This is a genomic window from Nonomuraea glycinis (genome assembly GCF_014646515.1).
In the GTDB taxonomy this organism is placed as follows: Bacteria; Actinomycetota; Actinomycetes; order Streptosporangiales; family Streptosporangiaceae; genus Nonomuraea; species Nonomuraea glycinis.
In genome coordinates, this window is sequence record NZ_BMNK01000021.1 from 173,405 (window position 1) to 189,627 (window position 16,223).

The 16,223-nt window shown below is 68.7% G+C and carries 20 protein-coding genes; 8 read left to right on the forward strand and 12 right to left on the reverse strand.

Annotated elements, in window-relative coordinates; all coding sequences use genetic code 11:
• Positions 1–30: 30 nt before the first annotated feature.
• A complete protein-coding gene (locus IEY87_RS46375; protein ID WP_225277634.1) occupies positions 31–1,539 on the reverse strand; it encodes an SWIM zinc finger family protein in 1,509 nt (502 codons plus the stop codon).
• Between the two features lie 169 nt (positions 1,540–1,708).
• Between IEY87_RS46375 and IEY87_RS40105 the strand changes: the two genes are divergently transcribed.
• A complete protein-coding gene (locus tag IEY87_RS40105; protein ID WP_189144124.1) occupies positions 1,709–2,245 on the forward strand; it encodes a cupin domain-containing protein in 537 nt (178 codons plus the stop codon).
• 149 nt (positions 2,246–2,394) lie between these two features.
• Positions 2,395–2,913: an RNA polymerase sigma factor gene (locus IEY87_RS40110; protein WP_225277635.1), complete on the forward strand. Its 519-nt coding sequence runs from the start codon at positions 2,395–2,397 to the stop codon at positions 2,911–2,913.
• An 87-nt stretch (positions 2,914–3,000) separates the two neighbouring features.
• Here the strand turns inward: IEY87_RS40110 and IEY87_RS40115 are convergent, their stop codons facing one another.
• Positions 3,001–4,038 (reverse strand): alpha-hydroxy acid oxidase, encoded by a 1,038-nt coding sequence (locus IEY87_RS40115; protein WP_189144094.1) that lies wholly within the window; start codon positions 4,036–4,038, stop codon positions 3,001–3,003.
• Positions 4,039–4,294: 256 nt separating this feature from the next.
• On the opposite strand from IEY87_RS40115, the gene IEY87_RS40120 reads away from it, so the two are divergent.
• Entirely contained in the window at positions 4,295–4,675 is a 381-nt protein-coding gene (locus IEY87_RS40120) for an STAS domain-containing protein (RefSeq protein WP_189144095.1), read from the forward strand.
• Here IEY87_RS40120 and IEY87_RS40125 read toward each other — a convergent pair.
• The 5 genes from IEY87_RS40125 to IEY87_RS40145 form a co-directional block, all read right to left on the reverse strand.
• A complete protein-coding gene (locus tag IEY87_RS40125) occupies positions 4,668–5,099 on the reverse strand; it encodes a MarR family winged helix-turn-helix transcriptional regulator (protein ID WP_225277636.1) in 432 nt (143 codons plus the stop codon). The two genes, IEY87_RS40120 and IEY87_RS40125, sit on opposite strands and share 8 nt — an antisense overlap.
• Positions 5,100–5,181: 82 nt before the next feature.
• Positions 5,182–6,801, reverse strand: coding sequence for an arylsulfatase (locus IEY87_RS40130; protein ID WP_189144097.1), 1,620 nt, complete (start codon positions 6,799–6,801; stop codon positions 5,182–5,184).
• Positions 6,802–6,883: 82 nt separating this feature from the next.
• Positions 6,884–7,777: a sulfotransferase family protein gene (locus IEY87_RS40135; RefSeq protein ID WP_189144098.1), complete on the reverse strand. Its 894-nt coding sequence runs from the start codon at positions 7,775–7,777 to the stop codon at positions 6,884–6,886.
• A 436-nt stretch (positions 7,778–8,213) separates the two neighbouring features.
• Complete coding sequence (locus IEY87_RS40140) at positions 8,214–8,912, reverse strand: hypothetical protein (protein WP_225277637.1); 699 nt, start codon at positions 8,910–8,912, stop codon at positions 8,214–8,216.
• A 21-nt stretch (positions 8,913–8,933) separates the two neighbouring features.
• Positions 8,934–9,527, reverse strand: a complete 594-nt coding sequence (locus tag IEY87_RS40145) for a transposase family protein (RefSeq protein ID WP_189144099.1) — start codon at positions 9,525–9,527, stop codon at positions 8,934–8,936.
• A gap of 153 nt (positions 9,528–9,680) precedes the next feature.
• On the opposite strand from IEY87_RS40145, the gene IEY87_RS40150 reads away from it, so the two are divergent.
• Both IEY87_RS40150 and IEY87_RS40155 read left to right on the forward strand, forming a co-directional pair.
• On the forward strand, positions 9,681–9,830 hold the full coding sequence (locus IEY87_RS40150; protein ID WP_189144100.1) for a hypothetical protein: 150 nt from the start codon (positions 9,681–9,683) through the stop codon (positions 9,828–9,830).
• Positions 9,831–9,897: 67 nt separating this feature from the next.
• Complete coding sequence (locus IEY87_RS40155; RefSeq protein WP_189144101.1) at positions 9,898–10,887, forward strand: LLM class flavin-dependent oxidoreductase; 990 nt, start codon at positions 9,898–9,900, stop codon at positions 10,885–10,887.
• On the opposite strand, the gene IEY87_RS40160 is transcribed toward IEY87_RS40155, so the two are convergent.
• Positions 10,874–11,701 (reverse strand): inositol monophosphatase family protein, encoded by an 828-nt coding sequence (locus IEY87_RS40160; protein WP_189144102.1) that lies wholly within the window; start codon positions 11,699–11,701, stop codon positions 10,874–10,876. The two genes, IEY87_RS40155 and IEY87_RS40160, sit on opposite strands and share 14 nt — an antisense overlap.
• Complete coding sequence (locus tag IEY87_RS40165) at positions 11,698–12,174, reverse strand: ATP-binding protein (protein ID WP_189144103.1); 477 nt, start codon at positions 12,172–12,174, stop codon at positions 11,698–11,700. Before IEY87_RS40165 ends, IEY87_RS40160 begins: the two co-directional genes overlap by 4 nt.
• A 189-nt stretch (positions 12,175–12,363) precedes the next feature.
• Here IEY87_RS40165 and IEY87_RS40170 point away from each other — a divergent pair, with 189 nt between their 5' ends.
• Both IEY87_RS40170 and IEY87_RS40175 read left to right on the forward strand, forming a co-directional pair.
• Positions 12,364–12,786 carry a DUF5753 domain-containing protein gene (locus tag IEY87_RS40170; RefSeq protein WP_225277639.1) on the forward strand — a complete coding sequence of 141 codons (423 nt, stop codon included), beginning with the start codon at positions 12,364–12,366 and terminating at the stop codon, positions 12,784–12,786.
• 9 nt (positions 12,787–12,795) lie between these two features.
• Positions 12,796–12,999, forward strand: coding sequence for a DUF397 domain-containing protein (locus IEY87_RS40175; protein WP_189144105.1), 204 nt, complete (start codon positions 12,796–12,798; stop codon positions 12,997–12,999).
• A gap of 504 nt (positions 13,000–13,503) precedes the next feature.
• On the opposite strand, the gene IEY87_RS40180 is transcribed toward IEY87_RS40175, so the two are convergent.
• Both IEY87_RS40180 and IEY87_RS40185 read right to left on the reverse strand, forming a co-directional pair.
• The gene (locus IEY87_RS40180) at positions 13,504–14,541 is read right to left on the reverse strand and encodes a 1-aminocyclopropane-1-carboxylate deaminase (RefSeq protein WP_189144106.1); all 1,038 of its coding nucleotides are present in this window, start codon (positions 14,539–14,541) and stop codon (positions 13,504–13,506) included.
• 2 nt (positions 14,542–14,543) lie between these two features.
• On the reverse strand, positions 14,544–15,194 hold the full coding sequence (locus IEY87_RS40185) for a GntR family transcriptional regulator (protein WP_189144107.1): 651 nt from the start codon (positions 15,192–15,194) through the stop codon (positions 14,544–14,546).
• Positions 15,195–15,309: 115 nt separating this feature from the next.
• Here IEY87_RS40185 and IEY87_RS40190 point away from each other — a divergent pair, with 115 nt between their 5' ends.
• Complete coding sequence (locus IEY87_RS40190) at positions 15,310–15,615, forward strand: alpha/beta fold hydrolase (RefSeq protein ID WP_225277638.1); 306 nt, start codon at positions 15,310–15,312, stop codon at positions 15,613–15,615.
• A gap of 69 nt (positions 15,616–15,684) precedes the next feature.
• Here the strand turns inward: IEY87_RS40190 and tnpA are convergent, their stop codons facing one another.
• Positions 15,685–16,113: an IS200/IS605 family transposase gene (tnpA, locus tag IEY87_RS40195; protein WP_189144108.1), complete on the reverse strand. Its 429-nt coding sequence runs from the start codon at positions 16,111–16,113 to the stop codon at positions 15,685–15,687.
• Positions 16,114–16,223 lie beyond the last annotated feature (110 nt).

Here is a 16,223-nt window from a genome sequence, read left to right on the forward strand (position 1 = left end):
GGATCACCGCCGCCTTGTCTCCACCCGAGCTCACAGGATCACCGCCGCCTCGAATTCGTCCCAGGTCGTCAGGGGCCGGATGCCTCGGGGGGTCCATTCGGCGGCCACCGTCACGGGCCGGCCGCCGGACACGGCGAGCAGCCGCCAGATGTCGCCGATGCGCGGATGCAGCGGAAAGCCACCGAGCGCACTCTCCTCGGGTACGACATCCGCCAGGATGATCGGCCACGAATCGGCCCACGGATCCCCTGCCAGGACAGCGGCGATCTCCTCCATCGCCTCCTCGGGCGTCACCCCCGGCGGAACCTTGCCCTCGGCCACCACCGAGCCGCCGCCCTGGATCGCGCTGGGTTCGGGGGTTCTGTGGCGGGTGGCGACCAGGGCCCGCAGAGGTGAGGCTCCTGGGTAGAAGACGAGGTCGGCGTCGATCGTGGTGCCCGTGACCAGCGAGGCGTCCAGGGCCTGGCCGGGCGGGGCGAACGACAGGATCAGCGCCGCCCGGCCCGTGCGGCGGCCGCGCAGCCATACGCGGCGGGCGGCGAGCCGGTCCTGCTCCTCGTCGCGGCTGCCGAGCACGTCCCATCGGTCGCGCGTCACCGGCCCGGCCAGGACTTCCTCACGCGTGACCGGGAAGCCGACGCGCATCAGAACCGTCTGCGCCAGCTCGGCGGGCAGTTCGGCCCGCTGCCTGTAGGCGACCGCGAGGAGGTTGAGCAGGGCGTACTCCTCCAGGAGCCGCCCCGGCCAGCCGTCCCCCGCCCGCACCCGCGCCAGCCGCGACACGATGCCCGCCACACCGGGGGCCTGCGCGTCGATGAGCCGCTTGGCCAGCCCGTCCCAGTCGCTCTCGGCAGCCCCCGACAGCCCTTGCCGCACCTGGTCCGCCAGCCAGCGCTCCAACTCCGCCAACCCCGCCGCGACCCGCGTATGCCGTACGGACTCCGCCCCCCGCCCGCCCAAGCCCGCGACAGCGTGAGCACCGCCGACCCCCTCCAGACCACCGCCACCCGCGCCCGAAACGCCACCCACGCCAGAAGCGCGGTCCAGGCCCGCAGCACTATCGGAACCATCCGGCCCTGCTACACCGTCCGGGTTCTCGGCAGCCGCGGAATGGCCGGCTTCCGTTCGCGCGGCCTCGGCTCGGGCGGCCTCCGTCCGGGCGGCTTCGGCTCGGGCGGCCTCCACGCGGGACGCCGACTTGGCGGCGCGGTCGGCGCGCTGGGCCAGCCACTCGGCCGTCCACGGCGGAACCGCCTCCGCCTCGGGCACCTCATCGGCCGACCACAGCAACAGCAGCCCGAGCGCGTGCTTGCAGGGGAACTTGCGACTGGGGCAGGAGCACCGGTAGGCGGGCTCGGTCAGGTCCACGGCCGCCAGGTAAGGCTTGGCGCCGCTGCCCTTGCACTCGCCGAACACCACATCGCTTGTCGTGCCGCGTAACGACCATTTGCCCGGTGTCGCCACGCCCTGCGCCGCCTTCTTGGACGGCGCGTCGGGGGCGAGGGCGAGGACCTGATCTCGGCTCCACCGTTGGATCACTCGTTGCACACTAGCCACGCGGACCGACATTTCGCGCCCCTGCCGACACACCGCCACCACTCCGAAACCTCCGCGCGACCCTCCCCGCATCCAGCAGGCAAACCCAGGGAGCCACCCCCGCAACCGGCACGCCGATCCGCGCGGACCGTACAATCGGCGGGTGCAGCTGATGATCTATCCCGAGGGGCCGGCGGTCGAGGTCGCCGACGAGGCCGAGGCGCTGGCGAGCGGTCTGGAGGGGCAACTGGTCCTCGACGGCACCCGCTTCCTGCGCCGTGACGTCACCGGGGCGCCGGTCGCCTTCGTCGAGCGCCCGACGATCGCCGACGCGCTGGATCTGCTCCCGCATCCTGAGGGCGGCTGGTTCAGGGAGACCTGGCGGTCCGCGGTGTCGTTCCGGCCGGACGGCTACGGCGGCCCACGGGCGAGCGCCACCGGCATCTACTTCCTGCTGCGCCCCGGTGAGGAGTCGGTGCCGCACCGGGTGCGTTCCGACGAGGTGTGGCTGTGGCATCGGGGCGGGCCGCTGAGCCTGACCATCGGCGAGGAGCGTGTGGTGCTGGGGCCGCTGGTCGAGGAGGGCCAGGTCCCGCAGGCGGTCGTTCCCGGCGGCGTCTGGCAGTCGGCCAGGCCGGCGGGCGACGAGGAGGTGCTGGTGAGCTGCGTCGTCTCACCGGGCTTCGACTTCGCCGACTTCACGGCCTGACAGGACATGCGGCCGGTACATAGCCGATCTCGCGACCAGCCCGAAAAGCGCGAACCATCCAACCTGCGGGAAAAATGGGCATGAAGGTTGAAGCGAGACGCGGCCTATGCGTGTGATGGTCGGTGTGGTCTCTCTCCGATGAGTCGCTCATGGACAGAATGGCAGCAGGTGACGCAGAGGCGACGGTCGTCTTCGTACGGCGGTTCCAGCCGAGGGTCTATGGGCTCGCGGCCAGCGTGGTGGGCGATCCGGGGCTGGCGGAGGAGGTCGCGCAGGACGCCTTCGTGCGCGCCTGGCGCCACGCGGCGGCCTACGACCCACGGCGCGGGCGGGTCGCCTCCTGGCTGCTCACCATCACCCGCAACCTCGCCATCGACGCCGTACGCCTGCGCCGCGACCACCCGGTCGACCCGGACCGCCTGCTGAGGCTGCCGGCCACGGCGGGCGACCTGGTCGATGCCGTGGCCGAGCTGGACAGGGTCCGCGCCGAGCTGCGCACCCTGCCGCCCGAGGTGCGCAGGCCGATCCTGCTGTCGATCGTCTACGGGCTGACGGCCGCCGAGATCGCCGCCCGCGACGGGCTGCCGCTGGGCACGGTCAAGACCCGGATAAGGCGCGGCCGCACCCTCCTCCGCCTGGCCATGAACCCAGCGGGAGCCCCCCTCTGACGGCCACCCTCACCTCGGCGGACCAGGTACGGGCCGCTGACGGCCGACCCGATCAGCTACGAACTCCCGGAACCCGGTCGAGGGCGTTCAGCCGGTCGGTGGCACCACCAGTTCTCTGGGCACCGCGCGAAGGTCGGCGACGCCGCACAGGGTGAGGGCGTTGACCAGCTCCGCCCGCAGCAGGGACAGCACCTTGGTCACGCCTTCCGCGCCGGCCACCGACAGACCCCACATCACCGGCCGCCCGATGGCCACCGCCTGGGCCCCGTACGCCAGCGCCTTGACGATGTCGGTGCCGCGCCGTACCCCGCCGTCGAGCAGCAGGGGCACCTGCCCGCGGACCGCGTCGGCGATCAGCGGCAGGCGGTCGATGGTGGGGGGCATGGTGTCGAGCTGGCGGCCGCCGTGGTTGGACACGATGACGGCGGCGGCGCCGTGCTCGACCGCGAGGGCGGCGTCGGCGGGGTGCAGGATGCCCTTGAGCACGATCGGCAGCGAGGTGATCCCACGCAGCCACTCGATGTCCTTCCACGAAAAATCGGGAGAAAGCACGACCTGCCGTACGTCTCCGTCGCGGAGGTTGGCGCAGGACATGCCCGGCGGCAGGTCGTAGAAGTCGTGGCGGTCCTTCCGCTCGTTCCTGCCCAGGGCCGGCGAGTCGACGGTGACGACCAGCGCCTTGCACCCGGCCGCCTCGGCACGCCGTACGAGAGACTCGGTGTAGCCCAGGTCGGGCTGGAGGTAGAGCTGGAACCAGAGCGTCGCCCCGGAGGTGGCGACCTCCTCGACGGCGACCGTCGAGAGCATCGCCGCCACCATGATCACGCCGGACGCGGCGGCGGCCCTGGCCGTCTCCAGCTCGCCGGCCGGGTGCGCGAGCCGGTGGAAGGCGGTCGGCGCCAGCAGCACGGGCATCGACGCCTCCTGGCCGAGCACGGTGAGGCCGAGGTCGGGCTCGCCGACACCGCGCAACACCCGCGGCACCAGCGACAGCCGTCTGAACGCGGCCTCGTTGGCCTGGACCGTGATCTCGTCCTGGGCTCCGCTCGCGAAGTAGTCGTAGTAGACCGGGTCGAGCTTCTCGCGCGCCACGTCCTGGAAGTCGCGCAGGTTGAAAAGGTTCAATCCATCTCCTCGGAGAGGGGGTTCCGCCGTGCCGGTAGTACGGTCGGGAGGCCCGTCGCGGATTGCGGTTCCGGCCCGCCTGCCGTCTTCGTCTGGGCGAGAATTACGTCAGTGCTTCCTTCTCGTCGCTCTGAGTAATACGGTTGACGCACCGCGGAGAGATTCGCGGGACTTGGCGCATGTATCGCAGGGATTCTGGGTACTGCACCAATTCATTGCACTATGCAATGATGAACCCCGGGTGAAATGTCACACTTTGGAGGGCGGAGACGTGCAGGCCGGCTTCTCCTGGATCATTACCCCACACGGCGGTGCAGCGGTTCTCAGCCTGTCGGGTGAGCTCGACCTCGCCACAGCGGCGGAGGTTCGCCACTGCATGGCGGAGGCCATCGCGAGCACCGTGCCACCGAGGGTCGTCGTCGACCTCAAGGGCGTCGCCTTCTGTGACTCCTCCGGCCTCAGCGAGCTGCTGGCGGCGCTGGGCGGAGCCGAGGCCGCGGGCGGAGCCCTCGTCCTGTGCGAGGTGCACCCGCGGATCAAGCGGGTGCTCAACGTCACCGGACTCAACAGGCGGTTCCAGACCTACGACACCGTTCACGAAGCGGTCGCGGCCCTGCCTCAGCCGGTCGTCAACTAGATCGGTCGTCGGGCCAGCCGAACGGGTTCAGGCCGTTCCCGGCGGGCTCGCCACCGGCCTCGTTGAAGGCGTTCATCGCCGCGACCAGCGTGCGGCACTGCTCGGGGGACATGCGCGCGACGATCATGCCGATCTCCTGCCTGCGCCGGGCGGTCACCTCGTCCACGATCCGCTGGCCCTCCTCGGTCAGGCGGATCAGGCTCTCCCGGCGGTTGTCCGGGTTGACCTCCCGCACGAGCAGGCCGGCCGCGGCGAGCCGGCCGGCCATCCGCATGGCGGTGGAGGAGTTGACGTTGAGCACGTCGGCCAGCGTGACGAGCTTGGTCTCGCCATGCCTGCCCAGCACCACCAGCATCCTGAACTGCGGCAGCGTGACCCGGTCCTCGACCGCGGCCAGGGAGCGGGCGGCGATGCCGACGAGCATCCGAGTCCCCGTCAGGACGGCCGAAATGACCGCCGATAGGTCGTTCGCCTGTTCTGGCATACGCACTGTTCTACACGCTCGGTCACCTCAGCGCGGGCTTCACCTTGGCACGGCGGCGGAAAGTGTGCCGCCTGCCGTCCGCCCGGAAGGCCGCCGACGCGGTGACCCGACTGACCCCGCCGACCGGGAAGACCGCGCTGCACTCCTCCCCCGGCAGCAGCGTCGCCACCGCGTCCGGCGCCGTCAGCCTGCGTCCCTGGGCCAGGTCCAGGCCCAGCCTGACCCGCCGCCACGGCACCGCCGACCCGTTGACCAGCGTCACCGTGACCTGATCCGCCGCACCCAGCACCTTCAGCCCGTACGGCCTGCGCGGGTCGGGGCCGATCGACCGGTCGAGCAGCGTCATCAACCTCGTGGCCAGCTCCGGCCTGCGCCGTGCCAGGTCGCGCTGCTCTCCCAGGTCGGTGTCCAGGTCGTACAGCTCGATCCGCCCTTCGGGGCCGGCGCCCGCGATGCCGGGCGCGAACCTGATCGCCTTCCACCGGCCCCGCCGGATCGCCTGGGCCTTGCGCGGCCGGTTCCACACCAGATGATCGTGCCGGGGCGCGGAGCGGCCGTTCAGCAACCTGCGGAACGACAGGCCGTCGATCCGGTCCGGCACCGGGATCTCCGCCAGGTCGGCGAGGGTCGGCAGGATGTCGTAGAGCGCCACCGGCTGGCTCTCCACGCGGGAGCGCAGCTTCGGCGACCACGCGATCAGCGGCACCCGGATGCCGCCTTCGTAAAGGTCGCGTTTGTCCGCGCGTAAGGGGCCGTTGGAGTCGAACAGCCAGGGCGTCACGCCCTTCTCCCGGTGCGGCCCGTTGTCGCTGGTGAACAGCACGAGCGTGTCCTGGACGACGTCCGCCTCGCGCAGCGCCCGCACGATCTTGGCCACGTCGGTGTCCAGCCGGGTGACCTGGGCGGCGTGCCCGCGGTTCGCCCGGGTCCAGGGCTCGCGGGCGTATTGACCGGTGCCGCCGGAGACCACGCTGGGCGAGTGCGGCAGGTTGGTCGCGTAGTAGAGCAGGAAGGGCTGGTCGGACGGCCGCTTGATGAAGTCGATGGCCCGTTCCAGGAACAGGTCGGGCGCGTACGCCTCCCGGGCGAGCGGCACTCGGGTGCTGTTGTGCCAGAGATACTCGGGAAAATACTGATGAGCATGGCGATGACCGATATATCCGAAGAAATCGTCAAATCCGCGCTCGTTGGGGTGCGAGGGCTGCCCCGCCTTCTCCGGTCCGAAGCCCCACTTGCCGATGCAGGCGGTGCGGTATCCGGCCAGTTGCAGCAGCTCCCCGAAGGTCAGGTCGGCCTCGGTCAGCGAGCGCTGCGTCTTGCCCTCGGGGTTCTCGCGCACCGTCGCGTGCCCGGCGTGCAACCCGGTCAACATCGAGCACCGGGACGGCGCGCAGAGCGGCGCCCCCGAGTAGGCGGCCTCGAACCGCACCCCCTCGGCGGCCAGCTCGTCCAGGTTGGGGGTGGCGATCATCCGCTGCCCCTGGCTGCCGATCTCGCCCCACCCCAGGTCGTCGGCCAGAATGATGACGAAGTTGGGCCGCGTGGGGAACGCGGCGGCCCGGGCCGGTGCGGCCGCGGACGGCAGGGTCATACCCGCGAGGGCGCCCGTCAAGAGGGCACGGCGCGAGGGCGCGTCGATCATGCAGGACACCTTCAAGGCAACGGGAGATCGGCAGGAGAACCACCGGGAAACGGCAGGCGAACACTGCCGGAGTCATGCTGACTCAGCGGTAGTCCCACAGCCCGCAGATCTCCCTGAGCTCGGGAGGCAGCTCGTCGCCTGACGGCAGCGGGCGGCCAGCGACGACCGTACCGCTCCGGATCTTGTCGCGCCAGTCACCTACGCCTTTGACGAAACCTCCATGGTCCTGCTCGCCGTAGTTCAGCATCGACGGCTCCCACCCGACGTCCAGGAAAGCGCACAACCGCCGCAACTCGACCTCCGGCTCGGCCACCAGGTTCTCGTACCTGATGGTCGCACCCGGCAGGTGCGTGCGAGCTTCCTGGAGGTACGTCATATAGCTGAGCGTGCGCGGCACCGCCTCCTCCATCGGCCGTTTGTCCGGGTCGGCCTCGTGCCACGACTGCACGATCGACATCGGATGCCGCAGCAGGAAGATGAAGCGCGCGTCCGGCCAGCAGGTGGCCAGCCGCCGCCAGGCGAACACGTTGCTCGGCGTCTTCTCCACCAGCACCGGCTTGCCGCTGCGGGACAGCTCCCGGTGCAACATCCGGTCCCACACCAGGTGCTCCAGATCGCTGTGGGTGTGGCCGAGCAACTCCATGGCCTGCCGTACGGGATCCGTCGGCAGACCCACGGTCATCCGGCGGAAGTGCGTCTCGATCGGCGAGTGGATCTGCGAGTGTGTGTTCAGCATGACGCGCAGCAGGGTCGAGCCCGAGCGTACCGAGGAGAGCAGGAAGACCGGCGCGCGCAGCAGCCGGTCGTGAACCGGATCAACCGGCGGACGCACCTCGTCACCGGGAAGCCGCACGAGCTCGGGCGCCGGCTTCGGCGGAGCGGGCTTGGGCGGCGCCTTCGTCACCCGGCCCGCCCGCGTCAGCGTGTAACCGGTGAGTCCCTCAAGCGTCGCGTTGGCCTTGTACTTCCAGCTCATGCCCCGCAAACCTAGGCTCCACCGGTGAACCCCGGGTTAACCCGCCCTGTGAAACCCTACGGTTCCACTACTTGATCCAGCGGACCAGCTGTCCGGTCAGGCGCGAGATGGTCTCGAAGTCGCTGTCGGCGTGCAGGACGGTGAGCTTGTGGTGCCGCGCCGCCACCGCCATGAGCAGATTTACTGGGGAGGCGCACTGGTGCCAACCCTTGTCCGCGAGTTCTCGCTGCAGGTCAGCGGTTTCGTGCCAGGTCGAATCTGGGATCGCATAGTACGGAAAGGTTTCCTGAAGCAGGCTGGCTGCCTCATAAAAGGCCGGTCGGCCTCCGACGGCTCGGAGGTACTCCTGCCTTACCGGCTCACAGAATACGGCAAAGAGGACGATGCCTCACAAAAGTGAGGGTTTTCCAACCTGATGTCGCAGCTCATGGGTTTGTCAGACCGTCCATCGCGGGGCGTACTCCAGGTGGATGTCCTGCCCGCCGCCTGGATTCAGATTCGGCCAGTAGAACAGCCGGCAGATGTGATAGTTGCAGGCGCCCGAGATGTACAGCGAGGTCGCGGCAGCGGGCGGCCCTTCCTTCGCCACGGCGAAAAAGTGACGGGCCGGCTGCCGAAACGCCGCAGTGCTGCCGGTCAAAAACAGCGTCTCGGCGTACACACGCTGGTGGAGTGTGTCCTTGTTTTCCTGGTAGTTCAGGGCCCGGTAGTCGATCTCCTCGTCGGCGGGTAGGTCGCTGTCCGGCACACTTGCTGTCCGTATTTCGCACGGAGGGCTTCCAGCGGTGATCCGTTTTCGTACCTGCTTCCAGCGGGAGGGCGGGAACTGCAGCGAGTGATGGACCAGCACGAGATCAAGCGGCCGGTCTGGGCACCTCTCCTCTTTGTCCCAGTCGGGGTTGATCCCAGGGGCGGCCGGAGTGGCGCGCATTGGCAGGTAGACCAGAGAGCGTGTCGATCGGGCCGCGAGCAGCCACAACGCGCCGATCCGTCGGCCATCCGTCCGGTCCACATACATGTGAAACTGACTGCCGGTGTCGTAGAGTGCCCCATTGGCCAAAGGTTTGGCCGGGCGGATCACCCGGAATTCCGAGCCCCCCATCCGCACCCGGTGAATGGCGATCTTCACCTGCACGATCGTCGGTACCTTTCATCCTCAGGCCGCCTGTGCGACGCGGTGGTTCTGAAGAACGGCGATGGCCTTGCAGAGGTGGCCGGCCTTGCTGGGGCTGCAGCGTAGCTTGCGGAGGGTCTTCCAGCTCTTCAGCTGCGCGTTCGCGCGTTCGCCGGGTCCGCGCAGGCGGGCGCGGGCGCGGTTGGCCTGCTTCTGGGAGGCGGGCTTGCCCTTAAACGGGGTGCGGACCGGGCCCTCGGCTCCCTGATATGCCTTGTCGGCCAGGGTGATGATCCCAGCCTGCTCCAGCGCACGCAAACGGCCCCAGATACGGGCGGCACTCAGGTCATGCGCCTTGCCCGGCAACACTCCGGACGTCCAGAGGATCGTCCCGTCGGGCGAGGCGATGACCTGCACGTTCATCCCGTGCACGCGGTGCTTGCCGGAGAAGTACGGCCGGTCAGCCTTGGTCCGGTCGGTGTGGATCAGCGTGCCGTCCAGCACCAGCAGGGCCTGCTGGCCGGGATTCAGCCGCCGCCAGACTGACCTCATGGACTTACGGTGGCGCCGGATCACCCCGGCGACGTAGTTCAGGGTCTGATGCGACAAATCGACGGCGGCACGGTGGAACAGCACCGGAAGCTCCTGGTTGTGACGGTGAGGATTGTGGTGATCAACCCGTCTACCAGGAGCTTCTTTGCGTCACCGGCCAAACACCAGCATCGCGATCATGCTGTGATCAGCGCGCGCGTCCAGGAGGTTGAAAACGTTCAGTGGTAGATCTGGCCAATGATGAAGATCAGTAACGAGCTCATGGTCGCCGCGTGGGTGAGCCTCGACGAGATCGCCGACCTCGATCGGGTGGATCTGGTGGACGTCGGCCTGGAGCTCCACCGCCTCCGGCCTCGCGACGGAAAGCTGCCGAACGGGGTGAAATAACCTGGCCGCCGAGATGGTTGCACCCGCATACAAGTACGATCCGGGTCCCCGTGTGAAAGGCGTCTTCATGGCTCTCCCCCTCTCCATTCTCGATCTGGCGCACATCGGCGAGGGCGAGACGGTGGGCGACAGTCTGGCCGCCAGCGTCACCCTGGCCCAGCGCGCCGAAGGCTGGGGATTCGAGCGGATCTGGTACGCCGAGCACCACAACATGTCGTCGATCGCGTCCTCGGCGACCAGCGTCCTCATCGCGCACGTGGCCGCGCACACGCAGTCGATCCGGCTCGGCGCCGGCGGCGTGATGCTGCCCAACCACGCCCCGCTGACCATCGCCGAGCAGTACGGCACCCTCGAAACGCTGCATCCGGGACGCATCGACCTCGGCCTCGGCCGGGCGCCGGGCAGCGACCAGCAGACCATGCGCGCCATGCGCCGCAACCCGGCCTCCGCCGACACCTTCCCGCAGGACGTGCTGGAGCTGCAGGGCTACCTCACGGGCGAGTCCCGGATCCCGGGCGTCGACGCGACCCCCGGCAAGGGCACCAATGTGCCGCTCTACATCCTCGGCTCCTCGCTGTTCGGGGCCCAGCTCGCCGCCATGCTGGGGCTCCCGTACGCCTTCGCCTCGCACTTCGCGCCGAACGCGCTGGAGGAGGCCGTCGCGCTCTACCGGCGCGACTTCAAGCCGTCGGCGCAGCTGGACCGTCCGTACGTGATCGCCGGCGTGAACGTCATCGCGGCGGACACCAAGGACGCGGCTGAGGAGCAGTTCCTGGCGGCGAAGCGGGCCAGGGTCGGCCTGTTCGTCGGCCGTGGCCGGAAGTTCACGCCGGAGGAGGCGGACGAGATCCTGCGGTCCCCGGCGGGGCAGCAGATCGTGCAGATGACCAAATACTCCGCCATCGGCACCCCCACCGAGGTGAAGGACTACCTGGACGACTTCGCCAAGCACGCCCAGGCCGACGAGCTGATCGTCGCCTCCCCGGCCACCGACAGGCAGGCCTGGCTGCGCTCCTTCGAGCTGCTGGCCGACGTCCGCGGCCTCATTCCCGCCTGACGGCCGGACTGTCCGGGCTCCCCTTGCGCGCTTCGGCGAGGAGCTCGACCAGATCGGCCACGAGCCCCGGGGCGGCGGCGATGGTCGCCCCGGCGGTCATCGTGTGCGGACTGCCGTCGACGTCCACCACCACGGCTCCCGCCTCCCGGGCGATGAGGACCCCCGCGGCGGTGTCCCACGGTTTGTTGCCGAGCATGACGAGGGCGTCGGTCCTCCCCTGGGCCACCCACGCGAGGTCGATCGCGGCCGACCCGAACATCCGCACGCGCTGGACGCGGGCGGCGAGCTCACGGGTGAGAGCCAGCCTCGGCCGGTTGAGCTCGGCGGCGTTCTCGCCCACCGCATAGTCACCGATGGAGACGATGGCGGCGCCGAGCTCACGCGTGTCACTGGCCCGGATTTCCACCCCATTGGCGCGGGCGCCTCCGCCCTCGGCAGCGGTGTAGCGAGTGGCCAGGAAGGGCAGCTCGATGACCCCCAGAACCGAGGCGTCCCCGTCGATCAGCCCCAGCGAAACCCCGCACAACGGCAGACCGTGCAGGAAGTTGGCGGTGCCGTCGACCGGATCGAGCGCCCACATCAGGCCGTCACCCGCATGCGTGACACCTTCCTCCTCGCCGAGAAACCCGATCTGGGGTGTCTCACGAGACAGAAACTCTCGTACGGCATGCTCGACGGCGTAATCCACTTCGGTCGCCATGTCCCGATCGCCCTTGGCCGTGACCACGCCAGGAGCCCTGGCCCGGACGATCTCACCGGCCAGGGTGACGGCCTGCTCGGCGATCGGCAGAAGAGTCCGGAAATCGATGGTCATACGGGTCTGCTCCGCTTGATCTCGGGTTCGAGGCCGATGCTGTCAGGCGCCACCGACATTCCCGTCTCCCCGCAGACGAACCAGACGGCCTTGCCCGCTGACTCAGAAGTGACGCCCCAGCGGTCGGCGTAGGCGGCAACAATCGCCAGACCTCGGCCGTGCTCCTCGTCCAGCCCGGCCGGGAGCGGAGTCGGCCAGGCGGTGCTGTCGTCGGTCACCTGGCCTCGCACGCTCGGGCCCAGCCGGTGGAGCGAGAGGGTCATCGGGGATTTCGCGTGCACGATCGCATTGGTGACCACCTCCGAGACGACCATGACCACGTCGTCGGCCAGGGCGGACATACCCCAGCCGGCGAGGGTGTCACGGACGAGCCGACGTGCCCTGCCAACCGTCTCGGGATCGGCGGGCAGACTCCAGGACGCCTGCGATGAGTCGTCGGCGGCAGGCAGGGGGATCGATTCAGGGTGCTGCATAGGTCAGGTGGCTCCGAGTTCCAGATCCAGTCCTCGGGCGGGTGGTCGCGTCACCACGCCCGAGGACGCCGGGGGTTTCTCCGCTCCTTATGGCGTACGCGCGAATGCCACACTCCCCACGAAGCACCCTGATCATTCGCGAACACCCATCATTACGGAGAGCAATGAACACACTCCCTAGATGCCCAAATCCGCCGCCGTGTCGAGGCACGACTGGCAAGGCAAGCCGTCCTACGCGACACGACTCCACCCGGCTTGTGGGCGGTGATCGATCAAGCAGCCCTGACGAAGACCGTGGGCGGCCTGTCGGTGATGCGAGACCAACTGCGGCACATCATGGACATGAGCGCCGTCCCCCACATCAACGTGCAGGTCCTCCCGAACTCAGCGGGAGCCCACGCCGCCATGGACGGCGCATTCACGATCTTGGATTTCCCGGATCAGAGTGACGCCAGCATCCTTTACCTCGAAACTGCGACAAGCGACCTGTACCTGGAAACTCCTGAAGAGCTTGAGCGCTATAAGCTCATATTTGACCTCATACGCTCATCTGCGCTGAGCCCAGAATCATCTCTTGCCTACCTGACGAACTTGATCGACAGACTCAGCTAGGAGGCACCCGTGGCCCTTCCCCAGCCTCAACCCCTGACCTGGCGAAAGAGCTCCTATTCCGGATCAGGCGACAACTGCGTCGAGGTCGCGGCCCTTCCCGGCGGCGGGCAGGCCGTACGGGACTCGAAGAATCCCGATGGCCCTGTCCTGACGTTCACCCCGGGCGAATGGAACGCGTTCATCGAAGGCGTCAAGGACGGAGAGTTCGACTGACGGGCAGGCCGGATGCCCGCTACTTTCACTTGACGCATCGTCTCGGCGACGAGAGTGTCACCAGTATCCGGCGCTCGAAGGCAGGCCACGTCCCAGCTTGTCGTTCATCAACTGGCTGCGGCGCCGTTCCCACCGTGCTCGATCAGGTACTGCTCTTCTAGATCCGCTGCGACGTCACCTTCGGCCTCGGAAAGACCGATAGACCAGGGAATCGGACATGGCGGACGATGATCAGGATCAGGGCACAGCAGGCGTTGCACCCTTTCCTCAACGTCCCGTGCCTGCTCTGGGGTCGCGTACATCTCTACGCGCAGCTCCCACCGCACTCGATCTCCGTCCACCAACTTCCATTCTCTCGCGCACAGTCACAAAGGCCTCAACGTGAGCATAACGCTAGGAGGCCGCCTATCTGCGGTGGGTTTCCTGGGGCGGTCCGGGCCGCGACCGGTTCGGCATGACCGTCACACCCGGCGGGCAGCACATCTGGCTGGACTCTCCGGTGCGTCAGGTCAGCCGTTGGGTGTGCGGGAAAAGGCCGCTGTAGGCGTTCAAGGCCGGTTGGCCGCCCAGGTGGGCGTACAGGACGGTGGCGTCGCGGGGGATCTCGCCGCTGGTGACGAGGTCGATCAGGCCGGCCATCGACTTGCCCTCGTAGACCGGGTCGATGATCATGCCTTCGAGCTCGCCGGTGAGCCGGATCGCGTCCAGGGTCGACTGCACGGGGATGCCGTACAGGTCGCCGGCCCATCCGTCCAGGATGGTGATCTCGTCGTCGCGCAGGGGGCGGTCGACGCCGATGAGCTCGGCCGTGGCCGTCGCGATCCGGGTGACCTGGTCGCGGGTCTCCGCCAGTTTCGCGCTGGCGTCGATGCCGATCACCCGGCGGGGCCGGCCGCCGGCCTCCTCCAGCGCGGCGAACCCGGCGATCATGCCGGCCTGGGTCGAGCCGGTGACCGCGCAGACCACGATGGTGTCGAAGAAGACGCCCAGCTCGCGTTCCTGCCGCTCCACCTCGTACGCCCAGTTCGCGAAGCCGAGCCCGCCGAGCCGGTGGTCGGAGGCGCCCGCCGGGATCGCGTACGGCGTGCCGCCGCGCGCCCGCACATCCTCGATCGCCCGGTTCCACGAGTCCTTGAAGCCGATGCCGAAGCCGGCCGGGTCGAGCCGGACCTCGGCGCCCATGATCCGGCTGAGCATGATGTTGCCGACCCGGTCGTTGACGCAGTCCGGCCAGTCGACCCAGTTCTCCTGCACCAGCACCGCCTTCAGGCCCAGCGACGCGGCGACGGCGGCGACCTGGCGGGTGTGGTTGGACTGGTAGCCGCCGATCGACACCAGCGTGTCGGCGCCCTGGGCGAGCGCGTCGGGGACGATGTACTCGAGTTTGCGGGTCTTGTTGCCGCCGTACGCGAGCCCTGAGTTGCAGTCCTCGCGCTTGGCCCAGACGGACGCGCCGCCGAGGTGCCCGGTGAGGCGCGGCAGGGGGTGGACGGGGCTCGGCCCGAAGGTCAGCGGGTGGCGGGGGAAGTCGGACAGCGTCATGGTCATTCCTCGGTGGCCGGGAGCGTGCGCCAGGTGTCAAAGGAGACGGCGGCCGCCTGTTCCTTGTCTCCGGCGGCGCAGAGCCGGATCAGGTCGTCGTGCCGGGCGAGGGACGCACGTCCGCCCAGCGACGAGAAGCGCAGCCGCTCGGCACGTCGCACCACCGGCGTGAACTGGTCGAGGACCGAGGTCAGGGCCCGGTTGGCGGCCACCGCCACGGGGATGCCGTGCAGCTCGTCGTCGGCACGGAGGGCCGCTTCGACGTCGCCCTGCTCGATCGCCGCACGGAATCGGCGGTTGGCCTCGCGCATCGCGTCCAGGTGGGCTTCGGTGAGGCTGCCCACCGCCTCACGGACGGCGAGTTCGTGCATCGCCGCCACGACGTCGCGGGCCTCGCGGACGTCGCGTACGTTCAGCGAGCTCACCGTCGTGGAGCGGCCGGGCTGGGCGACGACCAGGCCGGCCTCCGCGAGACGCAGCAGCGCCTCGCGGACCGGCGTGCGGCTGACGCCGAGCCAGGCCGCCAGCTCGCCGTCGCGCAACTGCTCGCCGGGGGCGAGACTGCCGTCGACGATGGCGTCGCGTAGGCGGTGGTAGACATCGTCACGGAGGAGCCTCCGGTCGATGGCAGGCGCGTTCTGCGGGATGGGCATGCAATATATTGCCCACACTCAGCCCGCATCTGCAAGCTGACCTGCGACGGTTGACAGCTGCTAGCAATATATTGCATATTCCATCCACGTCTTTCGCCGTCGAAAGGAAAGTCCGATGACCACTCCCACCGTCGTCCTCGTCCATGGCGCCTTCGCCGAGTCCGCGAGCTGGAACGGCGTGGTGGCCGACCTCAAGCGCCGCGGTTACCCGGTCATCGCCATCGCCAACCCGCTGCGCGGCCTTCAGGAGGATGCCGCGTACCTGCGCAGCCTGCTCGACAGCCTGACCGGTCCGATCGTGATCGCCGGCCACTCCTACGGCGGCTCGGTGCTGAGCGAGGCCGCCGACGGCGTTCCCGGCGTCAAGGCGCTCGTCTACCAGAATGTGGGCCAGTGCTCCGGCGTTTACCGCCGGGGGTGAAGGCCCACGTGGGAGTGCCTGCTAGGGCACGAGCATGCCCTGACCTTTGAGGTTTGTCGGCGGCTTCACTCACACAGGTCGTTGTTGCTGCTCGATGTACTGCTTGAGCTCGGTGAGCGGCGCCCCGCCGACCGACCCGGCGAAGTAGGAACCAGACCAGAAATGTCCGCCCCAGAGGTGTTCGCGTACGTGTGCGCTGTATTCCTTGCGAAGCATCCGGGCCGAGACCCCTTTCAGCGAGTTGACGAGTTTGGACAGGGCGGCCTTGGGCGGGTAGTGGACCAGCAGGTGGACGTGGTCGTGCTCGCCGTTGAACTCGCGTAGTTCGACCTCGAAGTCGGCGCATACCTCGCGCATGAGTTCCTCGCAGCGGATCAGCCTCTCGTCGGTGAACACCCCACGCCGGTACTTTGTCACGAAAACCAAGTGTGCGTGGAGGTTGTGGATGACATGTCGTCCCGTTCTCACGTCGGGGTTCGGAGCCCATCGCGGTGACATAAACCAAATGATATGATCGGTGAGTGGGAGAGGCGAAGCGGACTCGTGCGCACGTGGCGCGACTCGACCTCAGTCCGGCCCAGGCGGCCGTTCTGGACGGTCAAGCCCAC

What these genes read in the sequence shown, in the direction of transcription:
- IEY87_RS40105 (WP_189144124.1), top strand. Translation starts at nt 1,709, where the DNA reads ATGATCTATCCCGAGGGGCCGGCGGTCGAGGTCGCCGACGAGGCCGAG.
- IEY87_RS40110 (WP_225277635.1), top strand. Translation starts at nt 2,395, where the DNA reads ATGGACAGAATGGCAGCAGGTGACGCAGAGGCGACGGTCGTCTTCGTA.
- IEY87_RS40125 (WP_225277636.1), bottom strand. Translation starts at nt 5,099, where the DNA reads ATGCTCGTCGGCATCGCCGCCCGCTCCCTGGCCGCGGTCGAGGACCGG.
- IEY87_RS40130 (WP_189144097.1), bottom strand. Translation starts at nt 6,801, where the DNA reads ATGATCGACGCGCCCTCGCGCCGTGCCCTCTTGACGGGCGCCCTCGCG.
- IEY87_RS40135 (WP_189144098.1), bottom strand. Translation starts at nt 7,777, where the DNA reads ATGAGCTGGAAGTACAAGGCCAACGCGACGCTTGAGGGACTCACCGGT.
- IEY87_RS40150 (WP_189144100.1), top strand. Translation starts at nt 9,681, where the DNA reads ATGATGAAGATCAGTAACGAGCTCATGGTCGCCGCGTGGGTGAGCCTC.
- IEY87_RS40155 (WP_189144101.1), top strand. Translation starts at nt 9,898, where the DNA reads ATGGCTCTCCCCCTCTCCATTCTCGATCTGGCGCACATCGGCGAGGGC.
- IEY87_RS40160 (WP_189144102.1), bottom strand. Translation starts at nt 11,701, where the DNA reads ATGACCATCGATTTCCGGACTCTTCTGCCGATCGCCGAGCAGGCCGTC.
- IEY87_RS40165 (WP_189144103.1), bottom strand. Translation starts at nt 12,174, where the DNA reads ATGCAGCACCCTGAATCGATCCCCCTGCCTGCCGCCGACGACTCATCG.
- IEY87_RS40180 (WP_189144106.1), bottom strand. Translation starts at nt 14,541, where the DNA reads ATGACGCTGTCCGACTTCCCCCGCCACCCGCTGACCTTCGGGCCGAGC.
- IEY87_RS40185 (WP_189144107.1), bottom strand. Translation starts at nt 15,194, where the DNA reads ATGCCCATCCCGCAGAACGCGCCTGCCATCGACCGGAGGCTCCTCCGT.
- IEY87_RS40190 (WP_225277638.1), top strand. Translation starts at nt 15,310, where the DNA reads ATGACCACTCCCACCGTCGTCCTCGTCCATGGCGCCTTCGCCGAGTCC.
- tnpA (WP_189144108.1), bottom strand. Translation starts at nt 16,113, where the DNA reads ATGTCACCGCGATGGGCTCCGAACCCCGACGTGAGAACGGGACGACAT.